This window comes from Salinicola rhizosphaerae, assembly GCF_014652715.1.
Lineage (GTDB): Bacteria > Pseudomonadota > Gammaproteobacteria > Pseudomonadales > Halomonadaceae > Salinicola > Salinicola rhizosphaerae.
On record NZ_BMZI01000007.1, the window covers coordinates 287,810 to 310,307 of the forward strand.

General features: G+C 62.0%; 17 protein-coding genes. 4 read left to right on the top strand and 13 right to left on the bottom strand.

The window, feature by feature from the left end; genetic code table 11:
- Positions 1 to 1,293 (bottom strand): metalloprotease PmbA (gene pmbA, locus IE125_RS16605; protein WP_189445787.1); only part of this gene is annotated, 1,293 nt, incomplete at its 3' end.
- Between the two features lie 169 nt (positions 1,294 to 1,462).
- Between pmbA and yjgA the strand changes: the two genes are divergently transcribed.
- Positions 1,463 to 2,002, top strand: a complete 540-nt coding sequence (gene yjgA / locus IE125_RS16610) for a ribosome biogenesis factor YjgA (RefSeq protein WP_189445788.1) — start codon at positions 1,463 to 1,465, stop codon at positions 2,000 to 2,002.
- Between the two features lie 143 nt (positions 2,003 to 2,145).
- Here the strand turns inward: yjgA and tldD are convergent, their stop codons facing one another.
- The 7 genes from tldD to IE125_RS16645 all read right to left on the bottom strand — a co-directional run bounded on the left by tldD (position 2,146) and on the right by IE125_RS16645 (position 12,455).
- Entirely contained in the window at positions 2,146 to 3,600 is a 1,455-nt protein-coding gene (tldD, locus tag IE125_RS16615) for a metalloprotease TldD (RefSeq protein ID WP_189445823.1), read from the bottom strand.
- 5 nt (positions 3,601 to 3,605) lie between these two features.
- Positions 3,606 to 7,613 (bottom strand): YhdP family phospholipid transporter, encoded by a 4,008-nt coding sequence (locus tag IE125_RS16620; RefSeq protein WP_189445789.1) that lies wholly within the window; start codon positions 7,611 to 7,613, stop codon positions 3,606 to 3,608.
- 13 nt (positions 7,614 to 7,626) lie between these two features.
- Positions 7,627 to 9,090 (bottom strand): ribonuclease G, encoded by a 1,464-nt coding sequence (gene rng, locus IE125_RS16625; RefSeq protein WP_189445790.1) that lies wholly within the window; start codon positions 9,088 to 9,090, stop codon positions 7,627 to 7,629.
- Positions 9,091 to 9,322: 232 nt separating this feature from the next.
- The gene (locus IE125_RS16630) at positions 9,323 to 9,907 is read right to left on the bottom strand and encodes a Maf family protein (protein WP_189445791.1); all 585 of its coding nucleotides are present in this window, start codon (positions 9,905 to 9,907) and stop codon (positions 9,323 to 9,325) included.
- On the bottom strand, positions 9,907 to 10,386 hold the full coding sequence (mreD, locus tag IE125_RS16635; RefSeq protein ID WP_189445792.1) for a rod shape-determining protein MreD: 480 nt from the start codon (positions 10,384 to 10,386) through the stop codon (positions 9,907 to 9,909). The genes IE125_RS16630 and mreD overlap by 1 nt, the downstream gene beginning before the upstream one ends.
- A gap of 2 nt (positions 10,387 to 10,388) precedes the next feature.
- On the bottom strand, positions 10,389 to 11,312 hold the full coding sequence (gene mreC / locus IE125_RS16640; protein WP_189445824.1) for a rod shape-determining protein MreC: 924 nt from the start codon (positions 11,310 to 11,312) through the stop codon (positions 10,389 to 10,391).
- A gap of 105 nt (positions 11,313 to 11,417) precedes the next feature.
- On the bottom strand, positions 11,418 to 12,455 hold the full coding sequence (locus IE125_RS16645) for a rod shape-determining protein (protein WP_189445793.1): 1,038 nt from the start codon (positions 12,453 to 12,455) through the stop codon (positions 11,418 to 11,420).
- Positions 12,456 to 12,656: 201 nt separating this feature from the next.
- On the opposite strand from IE125_RS16645, the gene gatC reads away from it, so the two are divergent.
- From gatC to gatB, 3 genes are all read left to right on the top strand, one after another.
- Positions 12,657 to 12,947 (top strand): Asp-tRNA(Asn)/Glu-tRNA(Gln) amidotransferase subunit GatC, encoded by a 291-nt coding sequence (gene gatC, locus IE125_RS16650; RefSeq protein ID WP_189445794.1) that lies wholly within the window; start codon positions 12,657 to 12,659, stop codon positions 12,945 to 12,947.
- Between the two features lie 117 nt (positions 12,948 to 13,064).
- Positions 13,065 to 14,522 carry an Asp-tRNA(Asn)/Glu-tRNA(Gln) amidotransferase subunit GatA gene (gene gatA, locus IE125_RS16655; protein ID WP_189445795.1) on the top strand — a complete coding sequence of 486 codons (1,458 nt, stop codon included), beginning with the start codon at positions 13,065 to 13,067 and terminating at the stop codon, positions 14,520 to 14,522.
- On the top strand, positions 14,522 to 15,973 hold the full coding sequence (gene gatB, locus IE125_RS16660; protein WP_189445796.1) for an Asp-tRNA(Asn)/Glu-tRNA(Gln) amidotransferase subunit GatB: 1,452 nt from the start codon (positions 14,522 to 14,524) through the stop codon (positions 15,971 to 15,973). The genes gatA and gatB overlap by 1 nt, the downstream gene beginning before the upstream one ends.
- An 86-nt stretch (positions 15,974 to 16,059) precedes the next feature.
- On the opposite strand, the gene IE125_RS16665 is transcribed toward gatB, so the two are convergent.
- The 5 genes from IE125_RS16665 to IE125_RS16685 form a co-directional block, all read right to left on the bottom strand.
- Positions 16,060 to 16,488: a hypothetical protein gene (locus IE125_RS16665; protein ID WP_189445797.1), complete on the bottom strand. Its 429-nt coding sequence runs from the start codon at positions 16,486 to 16,488 to the stop codon at positions 16,060 to 16,062.
- An 80-nt stretch (positions 16,489 to 16,568) separates the two neighbouring features.
- Positions 16,569 to 17,420: a tetratricopeptide repeat protein gene (locus IE125_RS16670; protein WP_189445798.1), complete on the bottom strand. Its 852-nt coding sequence runs from the start codon at positions 17,418 to 17,420 to the stop codon at positions 16,569 to 16,571.
- Entirely contained in the window at positions 17,420 to 20,935 is a 3,516-nt protein-coding gene (locus IE125_RS16675; RefSeq protein ID WP_189445799.1) for a T6SS effector BTH_I2691 family protein, read from the bottom strand. The genes IE125_RS16670 and IE125_RS16675 overlap by 1 nt, the downstream gene beginning before the upstream one ends.
- A 1-nt stretch (position 20,936) precedes the next feature.
- Positions 20,937 to 21,821, bottom strand: coding sequence for a DUF4123 domain-containing protein (locus tag IE125_RS16680; RefSeq protein WP_189445800.1), 885 nt, complete (start codon positions 21,819 to 21,821; stop codon positions 20,937 to 20,939).
- 2 nt (positions 21,822 to 21,823) lie between these two features.
- Positions 21,824 to 22,498: DUF2345 domain-containing protein (locus tag IE125_RS16685; protein WP_189445801.1), on the bottom strand; the 675-nt coding region annotated here is incomplete at its 5' end.

Sequence of the window (22,498 nt, forward strand, 5' to 3'; positions counted from 1 at the left end):
AATGCTACCGCGAGTATCGACATCGCCACCGAGCCCCTGCAGGTTGGCGAACATGTCGCGCAGATTGCCGGCAACGGTAAACTCCTCGACCGGGTGCGAAAGCTGGCCGTTCTCGACCCAGAATCCCGCCGCCCCGCGGGAATAGTCTCCGGTCACCGGATTCAAACCCTGCCCCATCATTTCGGTGATCAGAATGCCGGTGCCCATCCGCGCCATCAGGGCGTCGAGCGATTCGGTCGGTGACTGGATCTTCACGTTGCGCGCGCCGCCCGCATTGGCGGTCGTCTCCATGCCGAGCCGCCGTGCGCTGTAGGCCGAGAGCATATAGCTCGCCAACCGGCCGTCCTCGATGAAGACGTTGTCCCGCGTCGCCACGCCATCGCTGTCGAATGCCGCGCTGGACAGACCGCCCCGCTCCCGTGGATGTTCGCCGAGCGTGAACCAGTCGGGAAAGAGTGACTCTCCCAGCTGATCGCACAGAAACGACGATTCGCGATAGAGCGCCCCACCGGCGATGCTATTGAGCAGGTTGCCGACCAGCCCCCGCGCCATTTCCGGGGCGAAGATCACCGGCAGTCGACCCGTCGCGGGGCGGCGAGCATTCAATCGCCGCAGCGTGCGCTCCGCCGCGCGGCGGCCGACGGTTTCGGGCGCTACCAGATCGCCGGCGCGGCGCGCAGTGGTGAAGTCATGGTCTCGCTGCATGCCGTCGCCGCTGCCGGCGATCAACAGACACGAGAGCGAATGACGCGTGCCGCGCTTGCTGCCGAGAAATCCGTGACTGTTGGTGTAGACCGTGACCACCTCCGACGACGACAGGCTCGCGCCCTCGGAGTTGGTAATTCCCGCCTGCTCGCGGCCGGCGTCTTCACAGCGCAGCGCCAGCTCGACTGCCTCGTCGGTCGTCAACGCCCAGGGGTGATGCAGGTCGAGATCCGGCAGCTCACGAGCCATCAGCTCGGCCGCCGCCAGGCCCGCTGCGGGGTCCTCTCCGGTGTAGTTGGCGATCGAGACCGCCTTCTCCACGGCGGCACGGATCGACGCGTCACTGGCATCCGAGGAGGAGGCGTTGCCCTTGCGCTGACCGACATACACCGTGACGGCAATGCCCTGATCGCGCGAGAGCTCGACACTCTCGGTGTCACCGAGCCGCACACTCACACCGATACCCTGATCGACGCTCGCCCCTACTTCGCAGGCATCGGCGCCCGCGCGCCTGGCGTGCTCGAGCGCCATGGCCACGCGCTCTTCCAGGCGCGACTGCTGCTCGACGGCATTGAAAGCCTGACTCATCTCAAACTCCTGACTGAAAACGCATGAGCAAGTGAAGCGCTGATATACTGCGCCCCTCTGCTGCCGCTGGCGTAAGACTGTTGATTAAGATCATGGTCGTCGCGACCAGTGCCCTGGCGATCATCGCCAGCGCCGCAACGAAAACCGTAGCCACGACATGGGTTGGGACATGGCCAAGAATCCGGATAGAGACACCTCTCTCGAGAACGATAGAGACGCCCCTTTCGAGGACGACGCGCCACTCAGCAAGAGCCAGCTGAAGCGCGAGATGCAGGAGCTCCAGGCCCTGGGCGAACGCATCATTGCGCTGGACCCGGCAGTGCGAGCGCGCCTGCCGCTCTCCGATGACATGCTCGACGCCGTCGAGGAGACCAGACGTATCCGCTCCCACGAGGGCCGCCGCCGCCACATGCAGTACGTCGGCAAGGTCATGCGCAAGGAGGACCGCGCGGCGATCCAGGCCGCGTTCGACGACATCGATCAGGAGCATGTCCAGCGCAATGCCGCCTTTCACCGCCTCGAACAGTGGCGCGACCGTCTCATCGACGACGACGAAGCGCTCGAGCCTTTCATCGAGGCCCACCCTCATGTCGACCGCCAATCGCTGCGCCAGCTCATTCGCAACGCCCGCGCCGAGCGCCAGCGCGGCAAATCGCCCGCCAGCGCACGCAAGCTGTTCCAGCTGATTCGCGATACCGTTGGCGTTTGACGACATCATCGCAATCCTGGACGAGGCCGAGCTAGAGCCAGGCAAGGCGAAAGACGGCGAGACAGCGCAGTTGAGGGGGGACTCAATGAGCATGCCAACGCCGGCTTTCAACGCCGCATGGCCGAAGCGCAGGCCCGTCCAGCTCAAGAAGCCGTGCCACCGACCGTAATCCCGTCTAACTTCAACGTCGGCTGACCGACGCCGACCGGCACGCCCTGCCCCTCCTTGCCGCAGATACCGATCCCGGTATCCAGCGCCATGTCGTTGCCGATCATCGAGACTTGCGACATGGCCTCCGGCCCGCTGCCGATCAATGTCGCCCCCTTCACCGGCGTGGTGATCCGGCCATCTTCGATCAGATACGCCTCGCTGGCCGAGAAGACGAACTTGCCGGAGGTAATATCCACCTGCCCACCGCCGAAGCTGACGGCGTAGAGCCCGCGCTTGACGCTGGCCACGATCTCCTGCGGGTCGTCCTTGCCCGCCAGCATGCAGGTGTTGGTCATGCGCGGCATGATGGTGTGCGCGTAGGATTCGCGCCGCGCATTGCCGGTCGGCTGCATGCCCATCAGACGGGCGTTGAGCTTGTCCTGCATGTAACCGGTGAGAATGCCGTCCTCGATCAGCGGCGTGTACTGGCCGGGCGTGCCTTCGTCATCGACACTCAGCGAACCTCGGCGATCGGTCAGCGTGGCATCATCGACCACCGTCACGCCTTTGGAGGCGACCTGCTCGCCCAGACGTCCAGCGAACGATGAGCTGCCCTTGCGATTGAAGTCCCCTTCCAGGCCGTGGCCGACGGCTTCATGCAGCAGAATGCCGGGCCAGCCGTTGGCCAGCACCACCGGCATCTGCCCTGCCGGCGCGTCGACCGCTTCCAGATTGACCAATGCCTGACGCACGGCTTCACGCGCGTAGGTCGCGGCAACCTTCTCATCGCGCAGGCGCTCCATCGCATAACGCCCGCCGCCGCCAGCACTGCCCCGTTCGCGCTTGCCGTCACGCGCGACGATGACATTCACATTGAGCCGCACCAGCGGACGGATATCCGCGGCCAGCGTGCCATCGCTGGCGCAGACCAGTACCACCTCGTGCACGCCGGTCAGCGAGGCGCTGACCTGAGTGACCGCCGGGTCGGCGGCGCGCGCGACGCGATCCGCTTCCTTGAGCATGGCGATCTTGTCTTCGGCGGAGAGTCCGCTCAGGGGGTCGACGCCCTGATACCGGGACGGAGCAGAGACCGGTCGAACCGCGGCCGGCTTGAGGCGATCCCCGCTGCGCGCGATGCCGGAAGCGGTGCGCCCCGTGTCCACCAGTGCGTCCTGGCTGATCTGGCTCGAGTAGGCAAAGCCGCTTTTTTCGCCGGAGAGCGAGCGCACGCCGACGCCGCCGTCGATGTTGTAGCTTGCGTCCTTTACCTCGCCATCCTCCAGCACCCACATCTCGTGCCAGGTGCGCTGGAAGAAGAGATCGGCGTAGTCGATGCCGGGGCCCATGGCGTGACCCAGCCCGGCATCGAGCGAGCTCACGTCGAGCCCGCCGGGCGCCAGCAGTAGGTTCGTCGCCTGTTTCAGCGCGTCGTCACCTGCGTCTTTCATCTGACTCATTGGGCACTTTCCAGGCTGATGTTCGGAGAGGACCAGGGGCCCTCGATTCGGTAATAGATCTGCGTCACGCTGTCCAGCCACTGGCCAAACAGCTTGTCGAAGAGAAAAAGGCCTAACCCGACCTGCGGCGCGCCGGCCATCACCGCGACCAGCGGGAGGTTCTGGCTGACCGGCACCGTGATGCCGAGGCGCTGATCGAGCGTCTGTCGATTGAGGTCGACGCTGCCAGCGACCGTGAATCGCGTCGAGGTACCGTCGACCACGACCGGCCCTTCCGTCTTCAGAATGCCGTTGTACAGAGTAGCGCTGCCGTCGATCCGATTGAAAGCGGTTCCACCGCTGGTCACGTCGGAGAAATCGAGCTGCAGCCGGCGCAGAATGTTATCCAGATTGAATAGCCCCACCAGTTTGGCCGATGAGGAGTGGATCTGGCGCAGCCGACCATTGGTCATCGACGCGCTGACGCGCCCGCTCGAAAGCGGCAGCGCGAATTGCCAGGGCGCACCAGGCCAGGTCAACTGCAGTTCGGCCTGACTGGTTTCGCTGACCACCGGAACCGGCTGATTCATCGCCGCAAAGGCTGAACCGACGTCGCCACCGCTGACGCTCAGGTGCGCCCGACTGAGACTGGCGTCGCCCGACGCCTCCCAGCCAAGCTGCCCGTCGAGGTCGAGCTCACCCAATGACAGCCTCAGCGGATCGATCATCAGGCGACGATCGGTGGCGTGCCAGCGCGCCTCGAGGGGACCGAAATGCTGGCCCTGGCGCTCGAAGTCGGCGATCCGCACATGACCGTCCGGCAGCTGGTCCAGCCCCGACGGCAGCGCGCTCGGATGCGGCGCGATCTCGATCTGATCCATCAGTTGGCTGGCGCTGCCCTGGCTGTCGCTGCCATTGTCTTCGCCGTCGTCTTCGTCAGAAGCCGGCGTCAACGCATCGAGGTTGAGGCGCTCGAGATCCACGTCTATCGGCGTCTGGGCATCGGGTTGCCAGCTCGCCTCTCCGGCCGCGATTTCGCCATCCAGCGACAGCCGCCAGCCACCCGAGAGCGGCGAGGCATCCGCCTGCAGCCCGCCCAGGCAGCGACCGTCGACCAGGATACAAGGGGTGGAAACTGCCACCCGCTTGAGTCCGCCGCCATCGTTGATCGGCTGGTTGCCCTCGTCATCGCTGTCATCGGCGATCGAGGTTTGCACCGGCGTCTGATCGGCAGGCTGATCGGGCGACGCCTTCAGTGCGGTCAGCGCCTTGGCCCAGCGCTGCGTATCGATCCGGTTCGGCCGCCACAGAACGTACCAGCCCGGCTCGCTCGGCCAGGCGGCGTCCGCCCCCGGCCACCCTTCCAGCCACACCTGCCCCTGAACCTGCTCGCCCAGCGTCCGCCACCGTGCCCGCCCCCAATCGGCGAGCGAGACCTGGCCAGTACCGGCGGCAATGTCGGCATTTATCGACAGCGGCGCCGGCACATCGGCGGCCTTGCCGAAGGGCGCTGGCAGATGGATAGCCAGCCCCTTCAGGTCGCTTCTGACCTCGAGACTTGCGTTGTTCTGAGCATCGAACGCCACGCTCGCCTGATAGGGGAAACCGCCATCGAGCAACCCGCCGACTTTCGAAAGCCCTGCCCACTGCAGAAGCCCTCGTCCCGCCGCGCGCCCCTCGAAGTCGATCGCGCTGTGGCCGGTCTGCGACCCGCCGATATCGAAACGCCCGGTCACCGGTCCATCGAAAGCTTCGGCAGCCAGACTGCCGGTGAGGTAATCCTTCCCCTGGTCACGCCGGTAGCGCAAGCCGCCGCTGATATCGGCAAGGGTCAGCTGCAGTTCGGGAAACGTCAACGAGTCGATATCGGCACGGCTGTCCACATCGACCGTCATGTCGGTTTCGGCGTCGCTCTCGTCGCCCATCGGCATCGCAATATGCAAGTTCGCATTGACCTTGCCCTCACTCTGCCAGCGCGCAAACGACTCGCTCAAAGACTCCAGCGGCGCGTGCCCCAGAAAGTCGAGTAACCCTGCACTGCTGCCGCTGACGTGGCCGTCGATGGCCAACTGCTTGTCTTTCATCGAGACCGTGGCATCGCGCGTCGTGAGCCCGTGGCTCGTGGCGTGATCGACTCTGGCATCGAGATTCATGTTGTCCAGCTGCAGATGGCCGTACACCTTCTCCAGCGCCGGCCACTCGGGCGCGTACTGTAGCCGCCCATCCGCGATATCGAGCGACAGCGTCAGCCGGTCGTCCGGATTGACGAACATCTTCCCCTCGGGCGCGTCCTTGTCGGTCAGGGTGACCGAGAGACCGAGACGCCCCTGTTTGACGATGCCACCGATGTCACCGGCGAACCACTGGCGCAGCTCGGCATCGTCGATCACCCGGGTCGGTAGCCACGAGAGCACGCGGGTACTGCGCGCATCGGCATTGGCGAAGGAGAGATCGAGCGAGAAGTTGCCCGGCTTGTCGCGGGTGTCGTAGGTCATGAGGCCAAACTTGCCCGCCGCACTCGCCCCGCGCCAGCCAGCCTTCAGGTTTTCGCCGCTGATCACCGCGCCATCGGCCGTGATCTGCCAGTCGACCTGACCGCTGGCACCGGTGAGATCGAGCGGTTCGGCATAGACCGTAGGCACCGCGAACGCCAAGGTGTCGTCGCCGGCAAAGGTCACGGTGCCGCTACGATGCCGAAAAGTGGCCCAGGCATCGAACGGGCCGCCGCCCGGAATCTCGTTCCAGGCCGTGACCGATACCCCCTCGAGCGCGGACTGGGCGTACCACTCGCCGCTATCCTGGCCGAGCTCCAGGCCTGCGACGCGACCGTGCGGATCGAGCTGGATCAGCGTCTGCGCCACCTTGAACGGCAGCGGCAGATAGCGCAGATAGTCGGTGATGCCGTCGAGCTCGAACGGCGACGTTCGCAGCCACCAGCCCTGCGCCGTCGAGCGCGCCACCAGGTGCTCGGGCCAGTCGACGGCCGACAGCCCGGCGTGCGACGCGCGAAAGTGATCGACCCAGGCCTGCCAGCCGCCGTCTCCGTCGCGCGCCAGCCCGGCGTCCAGACCCAGGTCGGTCAGGGTCTCGGAGATCCGATTGGTGGTATCGACGAGTCGCAGCCGTGGCACATCGAGTGACAGCGTGCCTTTGCGCCAATCGCCGTCTCGCCACGCGGCGCCGGCAGAGGCCTGCCCCTCGATCGCACCGATCGCTTTGGCACTGCCGGAAGTCGCCAGAGCGATCGCCGGCGAGAGCGCGGAAAGATCGAGCTCGCCAACGACAGCCGCACGCAGCCCTGCATTCCGCTCGACCTCGTGCCCCGCGCCGGCCTCGGCCCGCTCGAGACGGCCGTCCAGCGTGAGGTGAATCCTGCCAGCGGCTTGTCCATCCACATCGAGTGCTGCCTGAATCGACGACTGGCGCCCCCGACTGGCGAGCGTCAGCGAGGCCAACGACACTCGCGCCCGGGTCTGTGCCTGGCTCTGCGCCGACCCTTCACGCCCATGCAGCACGACGCTCGCATCATCGAGTTCAAGCTGCTGATGCAGCAGCCGGTGAAGGATGTCGTCCACCGTCAACCGGCGCTTGCCTGAATCCGCCTGCTGACCGCCGAACCAGGCGGCACCGGCACCGTCCGGCCAGCCCCAGCGACCGTCCTCGCGCTGATAGAGATGCAGTGTCAGCCCCTCGATCTGCCCGTCTTTCACCACGGGAAAACGCTGCTGCCAGCTGGCGGCGCTGTCGAGTCGACCACTGACGTGGGTCGCCGTCAGCAGGGGCTGACCACGATGGCTATCGAGCTCCAGTCCATCGAGCGCGACGCGCGGGTCGACGTGATGAATGGCGAGAGACAGATGCCCGATCCGCGTCTCGGCATCGAGTTGCGACTCGGCAACGCTGGTCAGCCACGGCGTCAGCCGGTCAATCTGCCAGGCGAACAGACGTATGCCGCTGGTGGCAACGGCCGCGATCAATAGCCCGAGTGCGACCAGCGTTAGCAGCCACCGCCAGACAATGCGCATACGACTCATCGGCTTACATCAGCACGATGTCGTACTGTTCCTGCGAGTACTGGGCCTCGACCTGGAAGCGGATTGTCTTGCCGATGAAGGACTCGAGGTCGGCAACCGCCGCCGACTCCTCGTCGAGCAGGCGATCGACCACGGCTTGGGAAGCCAGCACCATGTAGGTCTCCGGCGAGTAGGCGCGCTCCTCGCGCAAGATCTCGCGGAAGATTTCGTAGCATACGGTTTCCGGGGTTTTCAGCGCGCCACGACCGTGACAGGTAGGACAGGGTTCGCACAGCGTCTGTTCCAGGCTCTCGCGGGTGCGCTTGCGGGTCAGCTGGACCAGGCCGAGCTCGGTAACGCCGGTGAGCTTGTTCTTGGCGTGATCACGCTCCAGCGACTTCTCCAGCACCCGCAGCACCTGACGCTGATGCTCGAGCTCTTCCATGTCGATGAAGTCGATGATGATGATGCCGCCGAGGTTGCGCAGCCTGAGCTGTCGCGCAATCGCCGTTGCCGCCTCGAGATTGGTCTTGAAGATGGTCTCTTCGAGGTTGCGGTGACCGACGTAGCCGCCCGTGTTGACGTCGATCGTGGTCATCGCTTCGGTCTGATCGATGACCAGATAGCCGCCGGACTTGAGCTGAACCTTGCGGCTCAGCGCCTTCTGGATCTCGTCTTCGACGCTGTAGAGATCGAAGATCGGCCGCTCGCCCGGGTAGTACTCGATGCAGGACTCCACCGTCGGCATGAACTCGCGGGCGAACTCCTTGAGCTTGAAGTAGTTCTCGCGCGAGTCGATGCGAACCTTCTCGATCTGGTCGCGCATGACGTCGCGCAGCGTGCGGATGAACAGCGGCAGATCGTCGTAGATCGGACTCGGCGTCGGCGCCGAGACGCGGCGCTCGGCGATCTTCTGCCACAGCCGCTGGAGAAACACCATGTCGGCGAACAGCTCGTCACGTCCGACTCCCTCCGCCGCGGTGCGAATGATGAAACCGCCGCGATGGTCGTCGGCAAGTTCGGACTGGCCCGCCTCGACCATTGCCTTCAAGCGTTCGCGCTCGGCGGCATCCTCGATCCGCTGGGAGACACCGACGTGAGGCGAATCCGGCATGTAGACGAGATAGCGCGAGGGAATCGACAGATGCGTCGTCAGACGCGCGCCCTTGGAGCCGATCGGGTCCTTGGTGACCTGCACCACCAGCGACTGGCCGGCGTGCAGCAGATGACTGATCGAGGCTGGCTCTTCGTGGGGCGCATCGGGCGGCAGCACTTCGTTGACGTGAATGAAAGCCGCGCGCTCGAGGCCGACATCGATGAACGCCGCCTGCATGCCTGGCAGCACGCGCACCACCTTGCCCTTGTAGATGTTGCCGACGATACCGCGACGTCGGCTGCGTTCGATGAAGGCTTCCTGCAGTACGCCGTTTTCGACCACGGCAACCCGCGTCTCCATCGGCGTTAGATTGATCAGTACCTCACCGCTCATGCAGGCATCCTTGTCGGTTCTGGTCGGCGTTGCCGGTTCGCGCGCGCCGCGAGAGGCCTCCGATTATGGCACAGCCCGACACTCGCGCTTAACCTTCCCTTGGTACGAAACCCCGGCAACGATCCGCTGCGGCGTTGCACAGGCGGCGATCAGCTCGGTTCTACCCGCCTGCGCTCCACGACTTGCTTGCGCTCGACTGCTTGTTTGCGATCCACGACTGGCCTGCCGCCAATCAGTCGCCTGCAAGCCACAACGGGACGCCCTGCGCACTCAGCAGCTCGGCGGTCTCGTGGAGCGGCAAGCCGACGACGGCAGAGTAGCTGCCCTCGATACGCTCGACGAATATCGACGCCAGCCCCTGAATCGCATAGCCGCCGGCCTTGTCTTGCGGCTCGCCGGTCGCCCAGTAGCGCTGTATCTCTTCAGCCTGGATCGGACGCATGACGACACGGGTCGCGACTCGACACTCGAGCGTGCCACGGGCACCGATCACCGCGACGGCCGACAGCACCCGATGCTCGCGCCCGGCCAGACGCGAGAGCATACGCGCGGCATCGGCTTCGTCGACCGGCTTGCCGAATATGTCGTCGTCACAGACGACCACGGTATCCGCCCCCAGCGTCGGCAGCACGTCATCCGCCCGATGACCCGCTATCGCCTTCACCCGCGCCAGGCGAGATACGAACGCCTCGGCGGATTCGCCGGCGTGGCGCGACTCGTCGATGTCCGCGGGCGCAACGTCGACAGCCACGCCAATGGAAGCCAGAAGCTCGCGCCGCCGCGGCGAGGCCGAGGCGAGTCGCAGCACGACAGCCATCAGCCGATTCCCAGCCGGCGGCGCAGCGCCTGCATCATGGTGAACAGCCAAGGCCACAGCAGCGCACCGATGACCGCCGGAATCAGAAACTCCAGGCTCACGGATACCGGCCCGAAGATCGTGCGCAACCACTGCTCCACCAGCTGAGCAATCCCCAGCAGCACGAACACCAGCGGCGCCTGCTGCCAGATCGAGTAGACGCGAAAACGTTGATACAGCAGCAGAAACAGGTAGGCGAGCAGCGAGAGCACCAACGCGTTCTGCCCGAGCGGCGCGCCCTCGATCAAGTCGAGCGCAAGCCCCAGCACGAAGCCGTGAAGCACGCCGACGCGCTGGGGCGTTGCCACGCACCAGTAAGCCAGCAGAACTCCCAGCCAGTCAGGACGCCAGACCAGCCAGGCGTCCGGCAGCGGCATCACCTGCAGACAGAGCGCCAGAAGAAGCGTGAACCAGACGAATCCGTAGCCGAGAATGCCCATCGCTACTGCTCCACTGCCGGTTGAATCAAGGTCAACGCCGCCGTCAGCGCATCCTCGTTGATCTTGTCGATCTCGGGATTCCCCGGATCACCGGGCCAGACCACCTGACGCGCCATCCGCTCCGGGCCGCTCAGGTTGCCGGCGGGACGCTTGGGCGGGAACAGCAGCAGGAAGTAGCGCGAACGCTCGAGCTGAGAGATCGGCGATGCCGTCACTTCCATGAAGGTCTGACTGGAGTCGTGCTTGACGCTGTCCACCCGCGCGACCGGATAGCCCTGGGGAAAGCGACCGCCGAGGCCGGAAGTGACGAGCAAGTCTCCTTCGCGGATATCCGCCGTAGCCGGCACATTGGGCACGTCCAGCTCATCGAGTTGCCCCGTGCCCTGGGCAATGAAGCGCAGCCCGTTACGGTTGTTCTCCACTGGCACGGCGTGATTGGCATCGGCCACCATCAGTACCCGACTGGTATAGGCGGAGACCGATACGATCTGCCCGGTCAGGCCGGAGGCGTCCATCACCGGCTGACCGATGTAGGCGCCGTCCCGGCGACCGCGATTGATCACCATCTGCTGGGTGAAGGGATCGGAGTCGAGCGACAGAAGCTCCGCCGTGATGTAGGGCACATCATCGGGGTTGGGCGCGTGCAGCAGCTCGCGCAGGTGCACGTTCTCGGCCGTCAGACTCGCCATGCGCTGAACGCGATTGGAGAGCGTCAGCAACTGCTCACGCAGGCGACCGTTATCGTCGATCAGCGCCTGCTTGTCGGCCACGGCCATCGCGCCCCAGCGCATGCCCTCGCTGGGCAGGCTGACCAGCCATTGAATCGGCGCCACCAGGGAGGTCATGTGCGAACGCGCCGTCTCCACCGCATCGAAGCGGTGTTCGGCGAACATCAGCCCGAACGCCAGCACCGCGCACAGCAGCATGCGGTACGTGGGTATCGGGCCGTAATAGAACAGCGGTTTGATAGGCCTCACCCCCGCCTACCGATGACGGAGTCCGCCGCCGGCGGGCTTCCGTCGCGGATGGCCTCAATCGCTGGAGAGCAGCTCGAAGGTGTGCTGATCGATCATTTCGAGCGCCTTGCCGCCACCGCGTGCCACGCAGGTCAGCGGATCTTCGGCGATGATGACCGGCAGCCCGGTCTCCTCGGCGATCAGCTTGTCGATGTCGCGCAGCATTGCGCCACCGCCCGTCAGCACCAGGCCGCGCTCGGCGATATCGGAGGCAAGCTCCGGTGGAGACTGCTCGAGTGCGCTCTTGACCGCGGCGACAATGGAGGCCAGCGGCTCCTGCAGCGCGTCGAGAATCTCGTGGGAATTCAGCGTGAAGCTGCGCGGGATGCCCTCGGCCAGGTTGCGCCCGCGCACGTCGATCTCGCGCAGCTCGCCACCCGGATAGGCACAGCCGATCTCTTCCTTGATCCGCTCGGCGGTGGCTTCGCCGATCAGGCTGCCGTAGTGACGACGAACGTAGGAGGTGATCGCTTCGTCGAAACGGTCGCCACCGACGCGCACGGATTCGGAATAGACGACACCATTGAGCGAGATGATGGCGATCTCGGTGGTACCACCACCGATGTCGACGACCATCGAGCCCTGTGCTTCCTCGACCGGCAGACCGGCACCGATCGCGGCCGCCATCGGCTCCTCGATCAGATAGACATCACGGGCGCCGGCCCCTTCCGCGGACTCCTTGATCGCGCGGCGCTCGACCTGCGTGGACATGCAGGGAACGCAGACCAGAACGCGCGGGCTCGGGGTCAGGAAAGTGCTTTGATGAACCTTGCGAATGAAATGCTGCAGCATCTGCTCGGTAACGGTGAAATCGGCGATCACGCCATCCTTCATCGGACGGATGGCGGTAATGTTACCGGGCGTGCGCCCCAGCATGCGTTTGGCGTCGAGACCCACGGCCGCAACGCTTCGCATGTTGCCGGATTGGCGGATCGCCACGACGGAGGGTTCGTCCAGGACGATACCGCGACCGCGGACATAAATCAGTGTGTTGGCGGTCCCCAGATCGATCGACAGATCGCTCGAGAACAGCCCCCGTAAACGTTTAAACATGGAAACTTTTACCTAGTCCAGACCGGAACCCTGTGCGGAGGCAAACGGTATCACCGTGGGGGTCCAGCAGCAAGCGCGCGCCTGCCCGATGGCGCCCGAATATGGTAATGTCTCCCCCATTTATCGACCTATCGTCGCGAACGCCAGAAACAGCGTTCGCGCAAGCTTTACATGCGGACTTTCAACCGGGGGACGATTCACATGGCAATCGAACACGCCGACGTGCTGCGCGCCGCGCACCTGGCACGCCTGGGCCTCAACAGCGACGCCGAAGCAGCCGGCTACGTCGACGACCTGACGCAGATTCTCGAAATGGTCGACCGCCTTCAGGCTGTCGATACCGAGGGCGTCGCGCCGTTGTCTCACCCACTGGACGCCACACAGCGTCTGCGTCCCGACGAGGTCACCGAGCGTGACCAGCGCGAGCGCTTCCAGGCCTGTGCACCGGCCACCGAAGATGGCCTTTACCTGGTGCCGCGCGTCGTCGAGTAACGCCACCGCTATTCAAGCGATGCCATCGAGTCGAATCTCTTGGCCGACGGGTGACGATACCGCCCATCGAGACGACCCGACGGTGCCGCAACGTTTTCAGACAGGAACATCGATCCCATGCATCAAATGACGCTCACGGAGCTCGCCCGCGGCCTGAAAGCCGGCGACTTCTCCAGCCGCGAGCTGACCACCAGCCTGCTCGATCGCATCGAGCGCCTGGACGGCAACATCAACAGCTTCATTACTGTCACTCGCGAACAGGCGCTGGCGGCCGCCGATGCCGCCGACGCGGCCCGCGCCAAAGGGGATGACCGCCCGCTGGCTGGCCTGCCGCTGGCGATCAAGGACATCTTCTGCACCCAGGGGGTTCGCACCAGCTGCGGCTCGAAGATGCTCGACAACTTCCAGGCGCCCTACAACGCCACCGTCATCGAGAAGCTGCAGGCCGCCGGCATGATCGGCCTGGGCAAGACCAATATGGACGAGTTCGCCATGGGCTCCTCCAACGAGTCGAGCTTCTACGGCCCGGTGAGGAATCCGTGGGACGAAACCGCCGTACCCGGCGGCTCCTCGGGGGGCAGCGCTGCCGCCGTTGCCGCTGGCTTCGCGCCCGCCGCGCTGGGCACCGACACCGGCGGCTCGATCCGTCAGCCCGCCGCCTTCTGTGGCATCACCGGCTTGAAGCCGACCTACGGGCGCGTCTCCCGCTACGGCATGATCGCCTTCGCCTCGAGTCTCGACCAGGGCGGCCCGATGGCGCGCAGTGCCGAAGATTGCGCGCACCTGCTGGGCGCCATGGCCGGGCACGACCTGCGTGATTCCACCAGTGTGGCCCGCGTCGTGCCGGACTATCTCGCCGAACTCGACACGCCCCTGGCCGGCCTCAAGATCGGTCTGCCCAAGGAGTATTTCGGCGACGGGCTGGATAGCGAGGTCGAAAGCGCCATCCGTGAAGCGATCAAGGTCTACGAATCGCTCGGGGCGAAGGTGTGCGAGGTCAGCCTGCCGCATACCCATCTCGCGGTGCCGGCCTATTACGTCATCGCCCCGGCGGAAGCCTCTTCCAACCTCTCTCGCTACGACGGCGTGCGCTTCGGCCACCGCTGCGACAACCCGGTCGATCTCGAGGACCTCTACAAGCGTACCCGCGCCGAGGGTTTCGGCGACGAGGTCAAGCGCCGTATTCTGATCGGCACGCACACGCTGTCGGAAGGCTTCTTCGACGCCTACTACCGCAAGGCGCAGCAGGTTCGCCGTCTGATCCGCCAGGACTTCCTCGATGCTTTCGACGAAGTCGATGTGCTCATGGGTCCGGCCGCCCCGACCCCGGCGTTCGATCTCGGCGCCAAGAAGGACCCGGTCTCGATGTACCTGCAGGACATCTACACCATCGCCATCAACCTGGCCGGCATCCCCGGCATCAGCGTGCCGGCCGGCTTCTCCGGCAAGCGCCCCATCGGGCTTCAGATTCTCGGTCAGCACTTCGCCGAGGGTCAGCTTCTCAACGTGGCACACCAGTTCCAGCAGGCGACCGATTGGCACCGCCGCAGCCCGACCGACCAGGAGACAAACTGATGCAGTGGGAAACCGTCATCGGGCTGGAAGTCCACGTTCAGCTCGCGACCCAGTCCAAGATCTTTTCCGGGGCTTCTACCGCGTTCGGCGCCGCGCCCAATACCCAGGCCTGTGCGATTGACCTGGGGCTGCCGGGCGTGCTGCCGGTGCTCAACGAAGGCGCCGTCGCCATGGCCGTCCAGTTCGGCCTCGCCATCGATGCCGAGATTCCGGAAACCTCGCTGTTCGAGCGCAAGAACTACTTCTACCCGGACCTGCCCAAAGGCTACCAGACCAGCCAGATGGCCCAGCCCATCGTCGGCAAGGGCGAAGTCGAGATCGTCCTGGATGACGACGTGCGCAAGCGCGTCCGCATTCATCACGCTCACCTCGAAGAGGATGCCGGCAAGTCGCTGCATGAAGACTTCCACGGTATGAGTGGTATCGATCTCAACCGCGCCGGCACACCACTGCTCGAGATCGTCTCCGAGCCCGACATGCGCTCGGCCAAGGAAGCGGTCGCCTACATCCGTGCGATCCACGCCATCGTCACCTACCTCGGCATCTCCGACGGCAACATGGCCGAAGGCTCGATGCGCTGCGACGTCAACGTCTCGGTGCGCCCCAAGGGCCAAGAGACCTTCGGCACCCGCGCGGAGATCAAGAACGTCAACTCGTTCCGCTTCGTCGAACGCGCCATCGAGTTCGAGGTCGAGCGCCAGATCGAGCTGATCGAAGAGGGTGGCAAAGTCGTCCAGGAGACCCGGCTCTACGATCCGGATCAGGACGAGACCCGCAGCATGCGAACCAAGGAAGAAGCCAACGACTACCGCTACTTCCCCTGCCCCGACCTGCTGCCGGTCATGCTCGACTCCGCCTATGTGGAACATCAGCGCTCGACGCTGCCGGAACTGCCGACCGACAAGCGAAACCGCTTCGAGACCGATCTCGGCCTTTCGACCTATGACGCCGGCGTGCTCTCCGCGACGCGCCCGATGGCCGAGTACTTCGAAGCCGTGCTCGCCGTCTGCGGGGATGCCAAACAGGCCGCCAACTGGGTCCAGGGCGAACTCTCCGGCCATCTCAACCGCGAGAACATCGATATCCGCAACAGCCCGGTCACGCCGGAACAGCTCGGCGGCCTGATCCAGCGCGTGCTCGACGACACCATCAACGGCAAAGCCGCCAAGCAGGTCTTCGCGGCGCTGTGGAACAACGAAGGCCAGAGCGCCGACGAGATCATCGAAGCCCGCGGCCTCAAGCAGGTCACCGACACCGGTGCCATCGAAGCGATCGTCGACCAGGTCATCGCCGACAGCCCCGTTCAGGTCGCCCAGTATCGCGACGCCGAGCCGGAAAAACGCGGCAAGATGATCGGCTACTTCGTCGGCCAGGTGATGAAAGCCTCCCGCGGCACCGCCAACCCGCAGCAGGTCAACAGCGTGCTCAAGCAGAAGCTGGATGAGGCCTGAGTCAACGCTCGATTCAACCAGTCATCACCAACGAAAAAGCCCATGGCCTAGGCCATGGGCTTTTGAATATTGGTGATGAGATCGGCCTAGGCCGCCTCGGTCTGCACCCGCTGCCGCAAAGCAAGCGTACACCTCTCGCGATCCTCCTTGGCCAGACTCTTGAGCGGGATATTGAGCTTACCTTCACCGGAACTGGCTTTGCGGTAATAAAGCACACACTCGCGCGGGGTCGCTTCGACGCGAGCTATCTGGTTGATCGCAATGGTCGTACGCGGGCGGATGATCGCCAGCTTGACCGAGACATCACCCTCTGCGAGCCGAACGATCGGATTGAACTGGAACCAAAGCCCAGCCACGATCAGGGCACAAGCGACGAGGATCGGCGCCCCCGGAAAAACCGGCGAGCTGGAGATCGCCACCAGCGACGCGAGCAATAATCCACCACCACCGCAAAGCGCGATAAGCGAGGGGATCTTGGCGTAAAAAGCTTGATCCGGACTTTCATGGACTGGCATATAAAATTATCCCTTTAGCGTCGAACAGGCTGGCGCCAGTTGATGACTTACCGCCACACACCAGCACCTACGCGAAAGCTTCAGTTGGCGCGACGAATAAAACCACCGCCCACCTGAACGTTATGCTCTTTCTGCCATTCTTGCGATTGGCGAATGGCTTCGTCGATCTGTTCTTGAGTCATTTTCTTAGCAACTCTTTGCTTACCCTCTACGCCGGCCGACCCACCAAGATCGTAATACTTATATGCTTTAACCAAATCAACATCAGTACCAATACCATTCTCGAAATATTTGGCAAAAAGTGAAAAGCTAACACCAAAATCATCCTTTTCAAACTTTGAGAAAGCCGCTTTACTTATCCAACAGAATGATTTCTTCTCATTCTTGGGCACACCATGTCCACCACGATAAATATAGGACAAATTACCAGCTGACTGGCTATCACCGGAACCACCAGCCCTGCCTAACCAATATATAGCCTTATCCATATTTTTCGGAAACAGGTCGCCCCACTCCCTACCCCAGTACGCCCTACCAACCATACGTTGAGAAAGCAAATACCCTTCTTCTGCTGTCTTCTCAGCCAAAGCTCTAGCTTTTTTTATATCTTTCTCTACACAGGCTCCTTTATAATATAAAGTGGCTAAACTATAGCCAGCATCCACAACCCCACTATCCCATGCCTTACTTAAAAGCGAGACAGATTTTTTACAACTTTTCTCAACATCAAACTCTTTATCGCCGTTTAGATAAAGCAAACCCAAGAGATACTCTTTTGCTCCTAGATCCGCACCCTTTAAGCTCTTTAGAGAAGATTCCGAAAAACCTTCATATGCCTCATTTAGAGCTTTTCCAGTCGGATCTTGAAAGAGAATCCTAGCATTGGCATCAAGAGGGAACAAAAAAAACAACAAAACGATTATAAATTTCATTACTCAATCTCCACTCTAAACGTATCCCTCTTATACACCCCACCACTCGAACTGAAAAATATTTTCAACTCAGCAGTATCACTCAAAACTTCTTTAGTATATTCCTTATAATACTCCATATAAAAAAAACCATCCTTGAGCGAAAATTCTGGGTGAGCTGAGGTTTGCATAGTCGTTGAGCGCTCAGACTTAGAAACCAGCCCCTCGTCACTCGCTTGTTTCTCATAAGACCACTTAAACACTGTTTCGTTAGCATTCACATTCAGAAGCTCAAGGATAAGACTTACAGAGGGTGTTTCAGGTATTTCAATCGAAAGATTCACCCCTACCTGCTGACTAGCACTCTCTACGGCTTTATTTAGGCCATCGACGTCAATGTCATAAGGAGATTTAACATATTGATTCGCATCCGGCCTCACTGGCGACCACGACAGCTCCACCACTACTCCCTGAAACACCATCTCCAGCGAACTTTGCTCCGAGGCGAGATCCTCGAATTTTTGCACTTGGCTGGTGTGAAAGCCAACTAGGCTGCGGTCGACCCACATCTGCACCGAGGGCGCTACCAGGGTTACTATCCAGACGCCCAGCAGGAGGGTCAAAATGCCAAAGAAGAGCCCCACGGCCAGGCCTGCCACTACCCCAAAACCGATTACCAGTATGGTGCTGATGCCGCTCACGACGCCGAAACCGCCCAAAACCTTCAGGTTGTCAGCGGTCAGCGACTGCCCCAGCCGCCTGGCTCGCGATGATTCGGTCAACTTGCGCATACCGTCCCAGACAGAGAGCATACCGCTTGCAACGCTGAGTAGACCGCTCCCTAATTTCCAGGTGTCGCCGCTGAGAAGCCTGCCTAAAGCGCCCTCTGTTCCAGGCCCCATGCTGGCAACACGAATCGCTTGGTATCCTTCGGCAGCCCCCATACTGGCGCTGAGCAGACCGACCCCGGAGCTCACTAGCCGATTCCAGTCGGCACCGCTGTTTTCGTCATCTAGAAGTTCCTGATCGACTGCCAGCAGTAAATTCCATGCCGTCAATCCGAGCGCCAAAAGCTTGCCGTAGTTACCCGCGCCAGCAATCGTACCCGCGACATCGCGAGCACTCTGAATCACGTCTGCCCACTGCTGTTGGGTCTGCTCTGCGTCGTAAGACTCTCCTGGCGCACTATTCTCGGTTAGACGTTGAACCACCGCCGGATCGAGCCCGAAGCAGGGAATCGTGGTCGTAACGACGACACCATTTTCCGCCATAGGGGCAGAGAAATTGCCGCCTCCGCCTGTTAGAGAGGGCATGGCGAGGTCGGTATCGGCCCCTTTGTTGGCCTGGTTGTCCTGGTAGCGCTGATTAATCTGCTGCAACCAATGAGCGTACTGAGCCATCGTCATCTTGACGTCGACGAGCTGTGGCAGCGGCGCCTTATATTGCTGTGTATCGGGGTCGCTCATCCAAGCCAACTGTCCCAGACGTATGAATTGGCGGAGAAAGCGTTTGTTCTGGCCATCGGAGTCAGCGATTAGATCTTGGGTTACCAACGCCGCCACCGCGTTACCGACCGTATTGGAGAACTGCCCGAGGATCGGGTGCACTCGGTTGATAATATCGTTGGCAGAGGGCGTTCTTCCGTGCAGCGTTAGCGCAGCAGCCTGCTGCGTTTGGAACCGCTCGCTCCAGCCCACCAGCGTGTCGGCCGATAAGTGATCACTGTCGGACAGAGAGGATACGGTGTCGCGTGCCTGCCCCATCAATTCGGCATTATTGGCAAACAACCCTGAGATAATGATCGCCCTTTTCTCCATCATCGCTCTAGCGAGGAACTGCCAGAGTTCACCGCTAGGTGGCGCCAAAATGCCGCCCCGGAGCGTGTTGGCCAGCAGACCGCTCAGCCCCAATCCCATCCAGTAGTCGGATTGGCTATAGCGCCCAATGACATCGAGCAAGTGATGTTTCACCCAGAGCGAGTAATCGCCATCATGAAGCGCCAGCAATGGCTCGCACATACGGGTGCGCTTTCGATGCTGTTCAGCAAACTTCTCCAATGCATCGGAGTCGTAGAGTTCGTCGAGCTGAGCCGCGTGCCTGTCCGCCATCCGCTCGGCCTCAGATCTCGTATTGTGTAGCAGTAGCTCGTTGCGCTGTATCTCGTTGTCATAAAACGGGTCACGCCGCATCGCTTCAGCCGATCTGGCGACCGCCGGGTCGTCGCTGGCCGCTCGGCGATCGAGTTCTGCCAAGCGTTCGGCTTGCTCCTGCTTCAACCGTTCAATTTCGCTTTGCAGTCGCCTCCGTTCACTAGCCTGCTCTGCGGCCTCGCTCTGCAGATTTAGCTTAAAGTTATCTCTATCTAATTCGGCATCTCTCACCGCCCGGTTCAGCTGATCATATTTGCGCTGATGTTGGGCACGCGATCTCGGCGAGGAGTCGACTTGAGATTGCCCCTGCTCCAGAAAATCATCCCGTTCGGCTCGAGCACTATCAACAGCGTCATCCAGCGACTTCTTCTGACTCGCAACGTAATTCTTTGCGAAGTTCTCTTTGAAAGCATCGATGGCCTGTTTGCACAGCAGCTTGCGCCGGTTTCCGTCACTTTCGCAGACAAAGTTCTCGACCTCGGCCAACGCCTGGTGCCGATAGGCATTCAACTCATCGATGATGCCAATCTCGTCCTTGACCGCGAGGATAAGCCCCTTGCCCTGATATTCACTGGCCGCATGATCAAGTCGCTGACTCATCACTTCTCTGAGCTTCTCAGGCTCGTAAAGCGCTCGCTTCGGGCCGCTTGACCAGAACTGCTCGCCAAGACTCTTGGCCGCCTCGCTATATTCGGCGACTTTTTCCAGCTCGTCAGTGCCAAAAGCAAAGGGTTGTTGTTGCCCATCCACCCAGGCCGAGATATCCACCTGCTGCATGTGGGTGTTACGCCAATCAAGGTGATTACCAATCATGCGGATGTGGGGTTCAGGCCAAGGATGTTCGCTAAATGCGTAGTAAAGCGTACCCGAATCTTCGGGGAACGGTAGGGTGACGACCGAGGCGCTCAGGACATCGCCGGGATTGGACTGACAACGTTCGGGGAAGACGATCTCATCCAACGCCGGCGGCTGTAGTACCGGAAACTGGTAGTACTTTCCGTCGCTGGTGATCGCGTAAGCGTACCAGTGCTGGCCATTGGGATTATCCTGATCGTAGAAATAGAGATAGCCCTCACGCAGCTGACGCAAGATGTATTTGTTGACCTGACTGCCGGTGCTCTGCGTAATTTCCGCTTTGACCTCGTCGGGTACGGTTCGCCCCTGCTCTTCGCCGCCCACCAGGGTTTTGTCCAACATGATGTCGGTGAACTCCTGGATTCTCGAGGTCTCGAGTTCCGGAATATCGGCATTGCGATCGTTACGCTGACAGACGGCGTAGCGCACAGGAAGAATCGGCAAGCCCTTGCGTTCGCAGAATTGGCAGGTCCCATTTCCCGGCGTCTCATTCGCTACCGCATGCGCGCTGGCTTGAGTGGCTGATGTCATGCTACGTCGTCTCCCGCATGTCCGTTATCGCTTCCCAGTCGTCGTCGGAGAGCCGATTGGACAATCCAATATAATTCGTTCTCGCATCCAGGCGCTTAAACAAAGCCTGCATGATCGGGTGGCGGTAAAAATCGCTGTGTGTCATCAATCCGTGAAGTACGAAAGTCGCCGTGTCCTGACGCTCTCGAAGCCCCGCTTCCTGAGCCGCGACGACCAAAGCGTCGACATCCGACGGTGAAGCCTTTTGTCGACCTGCCGAACCGGGAAGCGTCCGATAGAGTTCGCGGCAGCGATTGACTTGGCCAATGCGTCGGATCGCGCACCACTGTTCCGCAGTCAGCTTGAGATCACCGAGTCGCCGCTGGTCGACATGTGGCTCAAGACAGCGCAGACGCCCTTCCATATCGAGATAAACCCACCGGTCGATGGGCCCCAACAGCGCCGACATTTGCCAAGGAAGCAAGATGCGGGTCAGGTGTTCCAGCACTCGAGGGTCGTAGAAGCGCAGCAAGGCAGGCTTCTGGTCAGGCGTTACCGGTGCAAGCCGTTTTCCGAGATAGCCGGCGACAGTTGTGCGAGCCTGCCGGGTCGTTATCCAGCCACAGAAAGGTACGGGCTCAAGCAAACTAGCCGGCCGTCGGTTTTTCTCTTCAATTAGCTGCGCGGCAATATCTCGATCGCCGTCGCCCGCAGTTGGATAAAGATAAAGACGCTGAGATGGTCTCTGAGCCAGAAACGGGTTATTGATTAATCCCGCCGATTGACGCGCATCATCGGTCAGCCTGAGTTCAGGTGCATCGGATGGGTCGACCAGGCGGTATAACTGCCCGGCCTTGGCATCGCTCTCTGCCTCAGTCAGGAACTCGCGCTCTTCGATCAGTCGCACGGCTAGCTTTCCACCGTGCTTTCACCACCGCTGGCAGCGGCCTGACTCTTTTGTGGGCAGAGCACGTCTTCGCCCTCCGGCAATTCAGGCATTGCCATATCCATACTCGCCGGCCCGCCAAAGCTATGCTGAGCGCCCTTGACGTCGATAGCGCCGGGGCCATGCACATCGATATTGCCGCCTTCGATACGGATGTAGCCCCCACCGCTCTGTAGCAGAATGCCGTTGGCGGCGTTGATCTCGACCCGCCCCTCGGTAGAGGTGATCTTGACGTCTTTCTGGGCCGTCAATTCCATCTCGTCACTCTGCGCCTGTACCTCGACCTTGCCCTTGGCGGCGAAGAGCTTGATGCCGGCGCGGTAGACGAACAGCGACAGCTTCTCGGAGATCGACGCCACCAGACTCTTGCCGGTGGCGATATTGACATCTTCACCGCTGGAGACACTGAGCGATCTGCCCTGCGCCAGGTGGGTCGACTCCGGTGTGCTCATCGTGATGCCGGCCGGCGAGGCCATATGCAGCCACGGCGCTTTCATGCGCGCGGATTCGCCTCGGCCACCGCTGTCGCTGGCACCGGCGGCGTTGGATTGATCGCTTCCCTGGGAGCCACTCAGCTGTTCGCTGTTGCCGTAGGTGTCGTCGGCGTCTTCACCGGCCTGCTTGAGATTCTCGCGGCT